The 13,047-nt window shown below is 71.1% G+C and carries 9 protein-coding genes; 4 read left to right on the forward strand and 5 right to left on the reverse strand.

Translation table 11 applies throughout. From position 1 onward, the window contains the following. Nucleotides 1-6: 6 nt before the first annotated feature. Complete coding sequence (locus WYO_RS16910; protein ID WP_007564677.1) at nt 7-909, reverse strand: alpha/beta hydrolase; 903 nt, start codon at nt 907-909, stop codon at nt 7-9. A 134-nt stretch (nt 910-1,043) separates the two neighbouring features. Continuing rightward, entirely contained in the window at nt 1,044-2,015 is a 972-nt protein-coding gene (locus WYO_RS16915; protein WP_193375357.1) for a lytic transglycosylase domain-containing protein, read from the reverse strand. A 435-nt stretch (nt 2,016-2,450) separates the two neighbouring features. On the opposite strand from WYO_RS16915, the gene WYO_RS16920 reads away from it, so the two are divergent. From WYO_RS16920 to WYO_RS16930, 3 genes are read left to right on the forward strand one after another with little or no spacing between them, the layout of a single operon-like run. Next, on the forward strand, nt 2,451-4,046 hold the full coding sequence (locus WYO_RS16920) for a flavin monoamine oxidase family protein (RefSeq protein ID WP_039903210.1): 1,596 nt from the start codon (nt 2,451-2,453) through the stop codon (nt 4,044-4,046). Beyond that, a complete protein-coding gene (locus tag WYO_RS16925) occupies nt 4,043-4,468 on the forward strand; it encodes a cytochrome c (RefSeq protein WP_007564682.1) in 426 nt (141 codons plus the stop codon). Before WYO_RS16920 ends, WYO_RS16925 begins: the two co-directional genes overlap by 4 nt. Further along, nucleotides 4,465-4,974 (forward strand): RidA family protein, encoded by a 510-nt coding sequence (locus tag WYO_RS16930; protein ID WP_007564684.1) that lies wholly within the window; start codon nt 4,465-4,467, stop codon nt 4,972-4,974. The genes WYO_RS16925 and WYO_RS16930 overlap by 4 nt, the downstream gene beginning before the upstream one ends. Before the next feature lie 134 nt (nt 4,975-5,108). Here WYO_RS16930 and WYO_RS16935 read toward each other — a convergent pair whose 3' ends face one another. From WYO_RS16935 to WYO_RS16945, 3 genes are all read right to left on the reverse strand, one after another. Then, entirely contained in the window at nt 5,109-6,893 is a 1,785-nt protein-coding gene (locus WYO_RS16935; RefSeq protein WP_007564685.1) for an EAL domain-containing protein, read from the reverse strand. 399 nt (nt 6,894-7,292) lie between these two features. Next, nucleotides 7,293-9,677, reverse strand: a complete 2,385-nt coding sequence (locus WYO_RS29065) for a hybrid sensor histidine kinase/response regulator (protein ID WP_007564686.1) — start codon at nt 9,675-9,677, stop codon at nt 7,293-7,295. Nucleotides 9,678-9,937: 260 nt separating this feature from the next. After that, nucleotides 9,938-11,323: a CoA transferase gene (locus WYO_RS16945; RefSeq protein WP_007564687.1), complete on the reverse strand. Its 1,386-nt coding sequence runs from the start codon at nt 11,321-11,323 to the stop codon at nt 9,938-9,940. 86 nt (nt 11,324-11,409) lie between these two features. On the opposite strand from WYO_RS16945, the gene WYO_RS16950 reads away from it, so the two are divergent. Then, a complete protein-coding gene (locus WYO_RS16950; protein ID WP_007564688.1) occupies nt 11,410-13,047 on the forward strand; it encodes an ABC transporter ATP-binding protein in 1,638 nt (545 codons plus the stop codon).

Consider the following 13,047-nt stretch of genomic DNA (forward strand, 5'->3'; position numbering starts at 1 on the left):
CTTACGCTAGCGCCGCATCGTGTACTGCGACCGCCCGGCCGCCTGGCGCATCAGGAACGCGGCCATTTCGGCGAGTTCGGGGGCCTTGGAGCGGAAGGTCACCGAGAGGGCGAGCAGCGTGTCCTTGTGGTCGAGCCCGGCATAGACCCGCTCCTGCACGGGCACGTGGGCGGCGCGCAGCTTGGCGGCGAGGCTCACCGTATGGCGGGGCTTCACCACCGTGTCGGCATCGCCGGTGGCCAGGAAGGTCGGGGGCGAGAGCGGGCCCGCGAAGGTCGTCGGCTGGGTCAGCGGCAGGTCCGGGGCCTTGCCGAACACCTTGATCGTGGTGTCCTGATCGAGCGGCAGGAAGTCGTAGGGGCCGGACAGGCCGGCCACCGCCTTGATCGCCTTCGGGTCGACCCCGGCGGCGTTGAGGTAGCGCGGGTCGAGCCCGAGCATCACCGCGTTGTAGGCCCCGGCCGAGTGGCCGGCGAGCACGATGCGCCGCGGGTCGCCGCCATAGGCCGCGATGTTGTCGCGCACCCAGGCGAGCGCGGCGGCGCCGTCCTCGAGGAAGCCCGGGAACGCCGTCTCCGGGAACAGGCGGTAATCCGGCAGCACGGTCACGAAGCCCTGCGCGGCCAGCGCGTGGCCGACGAAGGCGTAGTCGTCCTTGGAGCCGCTCTGCCAGGAGCCGCCGTAGAAGAACACCAGCACCGGCGCCCGTTCCGCCGCGACCGTGGGGACGTAGACGTCGAGCCGGCGCCGTTGCCCCTCGCCGAAGGCCTGGTCGCGCACCGCCAGGCGGCCGCCGGCATCGCGCGGGCCGATCGCGTCGAACAGGGTCAGCGGCGAGGCGGCGGTGAAGCCGAACGCCGCGAGCCCCAGGCCGAGGAGGCTGGCGAGCGCGATGAGGAGTCGTGTCATATCCCGTCCGGTTGCCCCGATTGGCCCATTCAAGGCGTCGCTCGGGGCGGTTTGATGACGGGAGCGGGGCGACAGGTAAAAAATCAGCGCCGCCGCGCGAAGGGTGGAGGCCGGCTTTCGGGTTGGAGGCGGCGCTAGGTTCGCAGCACGATGCAGGCGCCGCCGACCTTGCGGATGCGGCCGCACAGATCGTCGGCGGCCTGCCGGCTCTGGGCCGGAAGGCGGATCCGGTAGAACGCCCGGGTGCCGCGGTTGCGCAGGCGGGTGCCGATGATCATTGGCCGCGCCTCGCCGATCACCCCGGCATAGGCGTTGCGGGCGCGGTTGAAGCTCTGCAGGGCGAGCGCCTTGGAAAAGTTTCCGGCGAGCTGGATGCCCCAGGGCGCCGCCGGGCCCTCGTTCGGCCCGAGCGCGAAGCGGTCGCCGCGGGACGGGATGCGCAGGCTGGCGGTGACCTGCATGCAGGTCACCGGCGCTTCGGGCTTGGTCTCGGCTCTGGCATCCGGCTTGGGCTCGGACTTGACGTCCGACTTGGGCTCGGACTTGACGTCCGGCTTGGCCTTCGCCTCCGGCGCCCCGCTTTCGGGATCGGTGACCGTCGCGGCGGCGCCGCCGCGCCAATCCTCGGCCGGCGCCCCGGTGATGGCGGCGACGTAGGCCCGGGTCTCGGCGGGCAGGCCACCCTCGCCGGTGAGCCATTTGCTCACGCGGGCGGCACCGCCGTTATAGGCAGCGGCCGCGAGACCGAGATTGCCGAATTGCCGCTTCAGGTCGGCGAGCAGGTGGGCGGCGTGCGGGATCGCCTGCTCGGGATCGAACGGATCGAGCAACCCGCGCTCCCGTGCCGTGCCGGGCATGAATTGCGCGACGCCCTGCGCGCCGGCCGAGCTCACGACGCCGACGCGAAAGCTGCTCTCGCGCCAGATCAGCCGGGTCAGGAACGGCACCGGCAGCCCGCGCGCCTTGGCGGAAGCGTCGATCAGCCGGCAGAGCGCCTGCTCGACGGTCTCGGTCGCGCCCTCGGACGGGGCCGCGGCGGCCGGTCCGGCCCAGAGGAGCGGGAGAAGGGCGAGGAGCGCGCCGAAGCGCAGGCGGGGGGTGATCACACAACCGCTTGTAGCGGGGCGCACGGGCGGATCAATCCGTACGGTTGGGGGGTGATGACGCGGCGGGCAGAGCCGGCCCGCGCGGTGAGCGCTACGCCTCTCTCCGACGCGTCCCGCATCCTCAGGTGCTGCGCCGCAGCCTCGAACGAGCCCTCCGGGAACCGCGCAGCCGCTCAGAGCCCTTCTGCGCAGTCCCCGCTTTGCTTCGTCATCTCAGGGCCACGACTGAAACGGGATAGACCAATCCTGTGTGCCAAACCGCTATCCGAAGCAAACATCCAGATAACGGTCCGACTCTATCTGACCCGACTGCACAGGCTTAGCTTCCACCCGACAGTGCAAGCCACGTTTTTCCTCGCCGCGCTCCGCTTTGGCCCCCGGCTTGCTTAGCCGGAAGTGTCCTTAACGCATCCGGATCGGGGGATGGGGAGCGAGATGGCAGAGGGATCGGGATTCAGTCGACGCAACCTGATTGCCATGGTCGGCGCCGCGGCCGGGAGCGCGGCCGCCTATCAGGTCATGACCAGCCTCGGCTTTGCCGAGGAATCGCCGTATCGCGGGCCGATCCGGCTCGACGGCGACCCCAAGGGCACCTCGGTGCTGATCCTGGGGGCGGGGCTCGCCGGCATGACCGCGGCGTTGGAGCTGCACCGAGCCGGGTACCGGGTGCAGATCCTCGAGTACAACACCCGCGCCGGCGGCCGGAACTGGTCGCTGCGCGGCGGCGACACCTACACGGAGCTGGGCGGCGCCACGCAACGCTGCGAATTTGACGCCGGCCTCTACCTCAATCCCGGCCCCTGGCGGATTCCCTATCACCACCACGGCGTGCTCGATTACTGCCGCCGGCTGGGCGTGGCCCTGGAGCCGTTCGTCCAGCTCAACCACAACGCCTTCCTGCACAGCGCTACGGGCTTCAACGGCACGCCGCAGCGGATCCGCACCGTCAAGGCCGATTTCGATGGCGCCACCGCCGAGCTCCTGGCCAAGGCCACCCGCAAGGGCGCCCTCGACGCGCAGGTCTCGAAGGAGGACCAGGAGATCCTGATCGAGGCTCTGCGGTCGCTCGGCGGCCTCGACAAGGATCTCGCCTATCGCGCCGGCCCCGACAGTGCGGAGTTCCGGGGCTATGCCCGGGATCCCGGCGGCGGCCTCTCGGCCCGGCCGGTCGACGGCGAGCCGATGGCGCTGCACGACATCCTGACCGGCAGGCTCTGGCGCGGCCTGCAGAATTTCCTGCTCTACGAGTTCCAGACAACGATGTTCCAGCCGGTCGGCGGCATGGGGCGGATCGGCGAGGCCTTCGCCCGCGCCCTGCCGCCGGACACGATCCGGTACGGCGCCAAGGTCACGGGCCTCGCCCAGGATGCCCACGGCGTCACCGCCACCTACCAGGATCTCGGCCAGGGCGGCGCCATTCGGCAGGCCCAGGCGGATTGGTGCGTCTGCGCCCTGCCGCTGACGGTGCTCAGCCAGATCCCGACCCAGGTCGGCCCGAAGATGAAGGCCGCCATCGACGCGGTGCCCTACGCCTCGTCCGTGAAGGTCGGCCTGCAGTTCAAGCGGCGCTTCTGGGAGGAGGACGAGCACATCTTCGGCGGCATCTCCTACACGGACTTGCCGATCCGCCAGATCTCCTATCCCTCGACCGGCTACAATACCGGCGGCAAGGGCGTCTTGCTCGGCGCCTATACCTGGAACGGGCCGAATTCCTACGAATTCACCGCCATGAGCCCCGCCGAGCGGGTGCGCCGGGCGGTGGCCTACGGCAGCCAGATCCACCCGCAATACCGCACCGAGTTCGAGACCGGGATCGCGGTGGCCTGGCACCGGGTGCCGTTCACCCTGGGCTGCGCCGGCGATTGGACCGACGCGGCCCGGGCCGAGCATTACGACAACCTCTGCGCGATCGACGGGCGGATCATGCTGGCCGGCGAGCACGCCTCGTACATCCCGGCCTGGCAGGAGGGCGCGATCCTCTCGGCGCTCGACGCGGTCACGCGGCTTCACAAGAGGGTCTTGGCAGCATGAGCATGTCTTCGATCGCCCGAACCGCCGCTGTGCTGCTGGCGACCGGCGTCGCCGCCGCCGCGCAGGAACCGGCCACCAGTGCGGCGCTGCCGTCGGCCGGGCCCCCGATGAGCGAGGGCCAAGGCTTCACCGAGAGCGGGGGCGCGGCCCTCTACGCCCAGGTCTGCGCCGCCTGCCATCAGGCGGGCGGGGAGGGCGCGACCGGCGCGGCCGCCTATCCGGCCCTCCTGCACAACGAGAAGCTCGCCAGCGCCGGCTATCCCGTCACGGTGCTGCTGTACGGCCAGCGCGGCATGCCCCCGCTCGGGCGCATGATGAGCGACACGCAGGTCGCGGAGGTGGTGAACTACGTCCGCACCCAATTCGGCAATCGGTACGGCGACGCGGTCGCCCCCGAGGATGTGAAGGCAGCACGGCCATGACCGGACAGAGATTCATCCCGCTCGCCCGCCCGCTCGCCGTGGCGCTCGCCCTGTGGGCCGGGCCGGCGCTGGCCGAGGGCATCACCCGGCACCCGATCCCGGGCTCGGACTTCCCGATCTCGGAGGCGGTCGAGGTCCCGGCCGGGCACGCGACCGTCTATCTCAGCGGCTTCGGGCCTTCGGTGACCAACCCCAACGCCGAGAAGAACTCGGTCGCCGCCTTCGGGGATACCCGCGCCCAGACCGCCTCGACCCTGACCGCCATCGAGGCGGCCCTGAAGCGCCGGAACCTGTCGCTGCGCGACGTGGTGAAGATGACGGTGTTTCTGGTCGGCGACCCGGCCAAGGGCGGGCGGATGGATTTCGCCGGCCTGATGGAGGCCTACCGCGAGCAGTTCGGCACGGCGGCCCAGCCGAACCTGCCGACCCGTTCGGCGGTCCAGGTGGCGGCCCTGGCCAATCCGGGCTGGCTGGTGGAGATCGAGGTCACCGCCGTGCGGCCGTGACCGGGGGCGCCGGCCTCCGATCCCCTGCAACCTCCCATCCCGGTGCCACCCGGTCAGGCCGCCCCGTCATCGCGCGTGGCGGCCCGATCCTCGCGGAAACCGGTCTCCCGTTGCCGGGGGTGCCGGACGTCGCCTCACGCCGCGGCCCGGGCGACCCGTTCGTGGTCGACAAGCCAGGCCTGGAAGGGCTCGACCTCCAGCGGGCGCGCGAAGAAGTAGCCTTGCGCCTCGTCGCACTGCATCGCCAGGAGCTGATCGACCGCCTCGGCGGTCTCGATGCCTTCCGCGACCACGCGGTAGCCGAGATCGTGCGAGAGGCCGATCATCGAGCGGACGAGCGACATCTCCTTCTCGCCCTCGCCGAGCTTCAGCACGAAGCTGCGGTCGATCTTCACGACATGGGCCGGCAGATCCTGGAGATAGGCGAGGCTGCTGTAGCCGGTTCCGAAATCGTCGATGGCGAGGCGGATGCCGGCGGCGGCGAGCTCATCCAGCTGGCGCCGCGCATGGGTGGCATCCTGCATGATCGCGCTCTCGGTGATCTCCAATTCCAGCTGCGCCGGCTCGAGATCGTGGCGCCGCAGGGCGTCCCGGACGGAGGTGCCGAAATCCGTCTCGTGCAGGTTGGCCGCCGAGACGTTGACCGAGATCACGATCGCGCGGCCCGCCGCCCGCAACCGGCGCGCCTGCGCCAGGGCCGTCTCCAGGACGAAGGCCGTCATGGCGTGCGCATGGGGCGAATGCTCGATGACCGGGACGAACTCGCCGGGGGACACGGCCCCCAGATCCGGGTGGTTCCAGCGCAGTAGCGCCTCCGCGCCGATACACCGCCCCGTGGGCAGATCGATCCGCGGCTGGAACACGAGGCGCAGCTGGTCGCCGGCGAGCAGCGCCGGCCCGAAATCCCGCAGCAGGCGGTATCGGCGCCGATAGGCGGCATCGGCCACGGACGAATAGATGCCGACCAGATCGGGCGACGAGCGCGCCTCCTGGACCGCGCCGTAGAGGGCGCGCAGCACGTCCTGCGGTCCCGTCGCGCGGGGCACGAAGGCGGTGACGCCGATGGCGCTGGTCAGGAGCATTCCGGTGATGGAGCGCTGCTGCTCCTGCCGCTGTCCCTCCGTGAGGTAACGGACATACTCGTCCTGCACGACGCCCCGGGGCGCCAGGAAGGCGAATTGCGTGGCCGCGGTGTGGTAGAGTTTGAGCTCCGAGCCGATGGCCCGCTGTATGCCGAGCGCCGCGTCCCGGATCAGATCGTCGATCCGGCCCAGGCCCATGACGCGGGCATAGTCATTGACCTGCTCGGGACGCGCGAGATCGATCAGCACGGCGAGCCGCGACTCGTCGGGGCGCTCGGCCGCCAGATCGGCGAGGTCATCCAGGAACTGGTCCCGGCTCGGCAGGCCGCTCAGCGGGTCGATCCGCCCGAAGGCATGCTGCAGCTCGATCTGCGCCATGACCATTGCGGCGAGATCCTTGAGCGCGGCGATCTCGGACTCGATCACGGAGCGCGGCTCGGTTCCCAGGACGCACAGGGCGCCGAGCCCGTACCCGTCGCGGGTCACCAGCGGCGCGCCGGCATAGAAGCGGATGCCGGAGCGGCCGAGCACGCTGTCGGCGTAAGCGGCATCCTGCTGGAAATCGGGGATCACCAGGACGTCGGTGGTCTCGGCGACCTGCGCGCAGGGCGCGCCTTCCCGCGGGATCGACCCGTGGTCGACGCCGACGCGCGACTTGAACCATTGCCGGTCGCGGTCCGTCAGCGACACCGCGGAGATCGGCAGATTAAAGATCTGGCTCGCCATCCGCGTGATGCGGTCGAAGCTCTCGCTCGGCGGCGTGTCGAGGAGGTCGAGTTGGAGCAGCGCGCCCAGGCGCGCATCCTCACGACGGTCTCGGTGCAGGGTTTGGGACATCGAACGACGGCGTGCCTCCGTGCGGCGAAGCGACGGGCGGGATTGTCACCGGGTCCCGACCTCGGCTCGCCCAGGTCCATCTGACGGCTTAGACCTTGCCAATTCCTGTTTTCGACAGAACAGCCGCCGAAGAGGCTGAAAATTCCGTAACTTGTGGTTGATCTCCCGGGAGCGGATCGCCCGTTCGAGGCCGCATCGCGTTGGAGCTGGGTAACCTGACGTGGTCCGTCGAACCCCCTTCACGCGACCGCGAACACCCGCGCGCCTCGCGGGCGCTCTCCGGCGGGCCGCGCGCTCCCTGGCGGGCTCCTGCGCGGGCACCACCGGCTTCGCCGCCTGGAGACGATGGGACGGGTGAGAGAGCCGCGGGATGGATCGCTCCGGCTCGGGCGCGCCCGGTCATGCGGCCGAGCGTTCCTGAAGGGGCACCGCGCCGAGGCTGCGCTCGATGACGGCGCACAGACGGGCGCGATCGAACGGCTTTCCAACGTGCCCGTCCGCGCCCGCTGCCAGAAGGTTCTGGACCTGCTCCGGGAGGACGTGCGCGGTCATCGCGATAATCGGCACATGGCGCGCCGTCCCTTCCAGATCACGAATGTGCCGAATGGCAGTCATGCCGTCCATCACCGGCATCTCGACATCCATCAAAACCAGATCGTAGGCCTGCTCCCGGACCATGGTCACGGCCTCCTGCCCGTTGCAGGCCGTGGAGATGCGATAGCCCATCGCCTCCAGAACCATCTGGGCGATCTCACGGTTGATGGCCCCGTCCTCGACGAGAAGCAGGTGCGCGCGCCGCGGCGTGTCGCTCGCGCTCGAAACAGGCGGAGCCGTGCCGGTGACGTGATCGAGCGCCTGACTGCCCAGCGGCTCACGCGGAAGCGTGACGCTGAACCAGAACGTTGAGCCCTCGCCATCCCGGCTCTCCAGGCCGATCGTGCCGCCCATCGCCTCGATCAGGCCCTTGGCAATGGCCAAGCCCAGCCCCGTTCCGCCGAAGCGCCGGGTCGTGCTGCTGTCGGCCTGTACGAAGCGGGTGAAGAGCCGCGCCTGCGCCTCGACCGGGATGCCGATGCCGGTGTCGCGAACAGAGACGCGCAGATCGATCCCCGCCGCCGTCGCGGTCCGTGTCAGAACGACGGTCACGGAGCCATGTTGCGTGAACTTGACCGCGTTGTTGACGAGGTTGAGGAGCACCTGCCTCAGCCGCGTCTTGTCCCCCATGACGCGCGGCTCGTCGCTCGCGTCGCCCTCGCATCGCAGGTCGAGCCCTTTGCGCTCGGCGGTGCCGGCGACGAGCGCGACGGTTTCCTCCACGAGGGCGCGCGGCGAGAACGGCTCGGCCTCAAGCACGACGCCATCTGCTTCGATGCGGGCGTAGTCGAGGATGTCGTTGACGACACTCGTCAGGACCTCGCAACCGACCCGCATCTGATCGATGCAGCGTTTCTGGTGCGGGGTAAGGCTGGACTCGTCGCGCAGCAGGTCACCGAACCCGACGATGGCATTCAGCGGCGTGCGCACCTCATGGCTCATCGTCGCCAGGAAATCGCTCTTGGCGCGTTCCCCGGCTTCTGCGCGCGCCTGTGCCGCTTCGGCCCGGTCCCGTGCCTGGGCCAATTCCGCGGTCCGTTCGGACACCCGTCGCTCGAGATCGCAATTGGCCTGCGCGAGAGCGCGATCGCGTTCGCCCAGGCGCGCCAGCAATCCGGTCAGGGCGCCCGTCAGCTCGGAGATCTCCAGATACCCGCGCGGCTTCGGCAGATGGGCCTCGGCGGTGTCGTGGCCGATCGTGCTGGCGGCACCCGCGAGGGCGCGGAGCGGTCCGGCCAGGTACTCTGCCGCCCACCAACCGAGCAACGCGAAGAGCAGCGTGAAGGCCGCGCCGCCGAGCATCAGCCGGTTGACGATCGGACTGGAGATCGCCTTGGCGACCTCGACGGGCTGACGGACCAGGACGGTCCAGGGCAGCGTCGGTCGATCGACGGACGGTCGCGCGCGGCTCGCGCCGATGAAGTAATCGCCGCCTTCGGGCCATGTGCCGCGGGTGCTCGTGAGTTCGGCGCCGGCGGTCAAGGCCGGGAGCGTCGGCAGTTCGGCCTCGATCCTCCGGCCGGCCTGGTCGCCGGGGCCGAGGATGACGGTCCCGTCACCCGCGAGGATGAGCACCTCGACGCTCGGCTCGCGCTTCAGGGCCGTCGCGATGGCCGCCCGGCTCATCTCGCGCATCCACGTCACGCTGAGATGCCCGCCGACAACGCCGACATGGGCACCGGTCGAATCGCGCAGCGGCACCGCTACGTCGACGAAGCGTCGGGGCTCACCGTAGAGCAGCGCCGGCAACCGCGTCGCGAGAAGTTTGGCCTCATGGATGTCGATGACGGTCGGCGCCCGGATGCCTTGCTGGAACCACGGGCGCGCCGCGACGCTCTCGCCTTCCAGCATGCCGCCGGTGCTGGCCACGACCGTGCCGGCCTGGTCTGCGAAACCGATCCAGGCATAGGCCGGGTAGCTTTGGCGCAGGGCATCCACCCAGGCGCGCCGTGTCTCGGGCGTCGTGGCGTTCGTCCGCGCGACCGAGGACAGCACGGCCATGTCGCCGAGCCGCTCGGTCATGTTCGCGTCGATGATCTGGCGCAGGTGCTCGGCGAGCTCGGCCGCGTGAGCCTCGGCGCGGATCTGGACACGTGCGGAGACGAATTGCGAGACCACGGTCGTGGCGGCAGCGGTGAGCAACAGGGCTCCGACTGCGAAGATGAGGGCGAGGAGCGTGCGCAGCCGCATGACGATAACAGACCTGAGACGCGCGGTGATGGCACGAGGCGGTTAATTCGAAACTCTCTGCGCCCAGAAAATCTTGCGAATAGGTCTATTCCCAGCGCCGTCCGGTCCGCCTCCGGTCTCTCCGGGGGAGCCGGGAAGCGAAGGCTGGATTTCGAAAACGGGATCTGAGGACGGCGCGCCACGGGCCGGAACCGGGCGCGGCCGGGCAGCAGGCCGGCCCGCGCCACCGGCCCGATCCCGATCCATCGCGAACCCGCTGTCTACCGCACGCGGCTCCCCGGCTCCGACGCCCAGGCCGGCGCGTCATCTCCGAGGTTGCGGGCGGCCCGGTCCCAGCGCAGCGCGGCACCGGCCACCGTCAGCGGCGGGCGCAGGCGACGGGCCGGGCCCCAGGAGGTCGGCTCGACTTCCGGGGCGCGATCCTCCGGCGTCTCGGGGGCGAACGCCGGCTCCGGTCCGGCCGGCCCGGCCGCGATCAGGAACGCCGCCGTCCGGGCGAGCGACAGGCGGGCTTGGCCGCCGGTCCCGTCCGAGAGGCGCCGGGCCAGCAGGCGGAGCACGGAAGCCGCCATGAGGTAGCCGGTGGCGTGGTCGAGCGCCTGGACCGGCAAGGGCACCGGCCCCTCGGCCTGCCGCCAGGCCTGGCCGGCCTGGGCGAGGCCGCAGCTCATCTGGACCAGGCTGTCGAAGCCGCGCCGTCCGGCCCAGGGGCCGGTCCAGCCATAGGCGTCCAGCGACACGTCGATCAGGCCGGGGGCGAGCGCCCGCCGCGCCGGAGCGTCATAGCCGAGGCCGTCCAGGGCGCCGGGACGGTAGCCGTGGACCAGCACGTCCGCCCCCGCCAGCAGCGCCTCGAAGGTCGCCCGGTCGGCGGCCCGCCGCAGGTCGAGACGGGAACAGGTCTTGCCCAGCGTCATCTCGGGCACCAGGGCCGGCTCGTCCCAGTCGGGCGAATCGATCCGCAGCACGTCGGCGCCGAACCCGGCCAGGAACCGGGTCGCCACCGGCCCGGCGAGCACCCGGGTCAGGTCGAGCACCCGCAGCCCCGCCAGCGGCCGCTCCGTCCGGGGCCGCCAGCGCGACGCGCTCCGGTCGGATCCCGGCGCGAACGCCACCAGGGGCTCGGCCGAAACCGCCCGGCCCTGGGGATGGGAGGCCCATTCTTCCAGCCCGCGCATCTCGGCCGCGCAGCCGCCCTCCGCCAGGATCGCCGCCTCCAGTTCCGCCTTGGCCCAGCCGGCCACGGCCCGCGCCATGCCGGCCCGGTCGGCCTGGGCGCCGAGCACCCGCTCGGCCGCCGCCCGGTGATGCGGGGCGTTGGTGTGGAGCCGGATCCAGCCATCACGGGTCCGGTAGTCGCCGGCCACCGGATCCCAGGGCGCCGGCACAAGCCAGCCGTCCGGCCGCAGGGAGGTCGCGAACCAGGCGGAGGCGAGCCGGCGGTCGACCGCGACCTCTCCGTCGAGGCCCGCAACTTCCGCGAGCGCCACGCCGGCGGTTGCGATCGAGGCCGCGGCGAGCTCGGTGACCCGGAACGCGGAAGGGAGGGCGCCGGTCCCGGTGATGCGCGGGGTGGGCGGACGCTGCGCAGAACCTGCGCCGGGAAGGCGGGTCTGCGCGGCCAATGCGTCGACGAGATCCGGCATGGCGAGTCCCCGGGCTGCTGGCGACGCGCATGATCGCGCATCCGCGGCCGGGTAGGCTAGGGTGCCGGCCGCGCTATAAGGGTGCCATGTCCGAGGCCGAAACCCCGCCGCTCCTGTCCGTCGAGGGCCTGTCCGTCGCCTTCCGCTCCCGCGAAGGCGAGACGGCGGCGGTCGATTCGATCGGCTTCACCATCCGCCGGGGCGAGACCGTGGCGCTGGTCGGCGAATCGGGCTCCGGCAAGTCGGTGACCGCCCTGGCAATTCTGCGGCTGCTCGACGGCGCGGCGCGCCAGAGCGGAAAAATCCTGTTCAAGGGCCGGGACTTGTCCAGCCTGCCGGAGCGCCAGATGCGCGACGTGCGCGGCGCCGACATCACCATGGTGTTCCAGGAGCCGATGACCTCGCTCAACCCGCTCCACACGATCGAGCGGCAGATCGGCGAGGTGCTGGGGCTCCATCGCGGCCTGTCCGGCAAGGCCGCGCGGGCGCGGATTCTCGAGCTTCTGGAACTGGTTGGCCTGCGCGACGCCGAGCGCCGCATGGGCGCCTACCCGCACGAGCTCTCCGGCGGCCAGCGCCAGCGGGTGATGATCGCCATGGCGCTCGCCTGCGAGCCGGACCTGCTGGTGGCCGACGAGCCGACCACCGCCCTCGACGTGACGGTCCAAGCCCAGATCCTGGCGCTGCTCGCCGACCTGCAGAAGCGCCTCGGCATGGCGCTGCTGTTCATCACCCACGATCTCGGCATCGTCGAGCGCATCGCCGACCGGGTCTGCGTGATGCTGAAGGGCAAGATCGTCGAGGCCGGCGAGACCAAGGCGGTCTTCGCCAACCCGCGGCACGACTACACCCGCCGCCTCATCGCCTCGGAGCCGAAGGGCCGGGCCAACCCGGTCCCGGCCGACGCGCCGCCCCTCGTCGAGGCCGGGCCGCTCAAGGTCTGGTTCCCGCTGAAATCGGGGGCGTTCCGGCGCGTCACCGGCCACGTCAAGGCGGTGGACGGGGTGTCGCTCACGGTCCGGGCCGGCGAAACCGTCGGCGTCGTCGGCGAATCCGGCTCGGGCAAGACCACGCTCGGCCTCGCCCTGCTGCGGCTCACCGGCTCGGAGGGACCGATCGTGTTCCTCGGCCAAGCCATCGACGGCTTCACCGTCAGGCAGATGCGCCCCCTGCGCCGGGACATGCAGGTGGTCTTCCAGGACCCCTACGGCTCGCTCTCGCCGCGCATGTCGGTGGCCGACATCGTGGCCGAGGGGCTGATCGTGCAGGGCGCGGCGCGCTCCCGGGCCGAGCGCCGGGCGGTGGTCGCCAAGGCGCTCACCGATGTCGGGCTCGACCCGGCCGCCATGGACCGCTACCCGCACGAATTCTCGGGCGGCCAGCGCCAGCGCATCGCCATCGCCCGGGCCATGGTGCTCAATCCCCGCTTCGTCGTGCTGGACGAGCCGACCTCCGCGCTGGACCGCTCGGTCCAGGCGCAGATCGTGACGCTGCTGCGCGACCTGCAGCGCGAGCGCGGCCTGGCCTACCTGTTCATCAGCCACGACCTGAAGGTGGTCCGGGCGCTCGCGAACTACGTGGTGGTGATGCAGAACGGTCAGGTGGTCGAGGAAGGCCCCGCCGAGACGATCTTCGCCGATCCGCAGACGCCCTATACGCGGGCGCTGTTCAAGGCGGCCTTCGCCCTCGACAGCGATGTCGCCACCGAGCTGGAGCCCGCCTGA

The organism is Methylobacterium sp. GXF4 (assembly GCF_000272495.1).
In the GTDB taxonomy this organism is placed as follows: Bacteria; Pseudomonadota; Alphaproteobacteria; order Rhizobiales; family Beijerinckiaceae; genus Methylobacterium; species Methylobacterium brachiatum.

What these genes read in the sequence shown, in the direction of transcription:
- WYO_RS29065 (WP_007564686.1), bottom strand. Translation starts at nt 9,677, where the DNA reads ATGCGGCTGCGCACGCTCCTCGCCCTCATCTTCGCAGTCGGAGCCCTG.
- WYO_RS16950 (WP_007564688.1), top strand. Translation starts at nt 11,410, where the DNA reads ATGTCCGAGGCCGAAACCCCGCCGCTCCTGTCCGTCGAGGGCCTGTCC.
- WYO_RS16910 (WP_007564677.1), bottom strand. Translation starts at nt 909, where the DNA reads ATGACACGACTCCTCATCGCGCTCGCCAGCCTCCTCGGCCTGGGGCTC.
- WYO_RS16925 (WP_007564682.1), top strand. Translation starts at nt 4,043, where the DNA reads ATGAGCATGTCTTCGATCGCCCGAACCGCCGCTGTGCTGCTGGCGACC.
- WYO_RS16920 (WP_039903210.1), top strand. Translation starts at nt 2,451, where the DNA reads ATGGCAGAGGGATCGGGATTCAGTCGACGCAACCTGATTGCCATGGTC.
- WYO_RS16945 (WP_007564687.1), bottom strand. Translation starts at nt 11,323, where the DNA reads ATGCCGGATCTCGTCGACGCATTGGCCGCGCAGACCCGCCTTCCCGGC.
- WYO_RS16935 (WP_007564685.1), bottom strand. Translation starts at nt 6,893, where the DNA reads ATGTCCCAAACCCTGCACCGAGACCGTCGTGAGGATGCGCGCCTGGGC.
- WYO_RS16930 (WP_007564684.1), top strand. Translation starts at nt 4,465, where the DNA reads ATGACCGGACAGAGATTCATCCCGCTCGCCCGCCCGCTCGCCGTGGCG.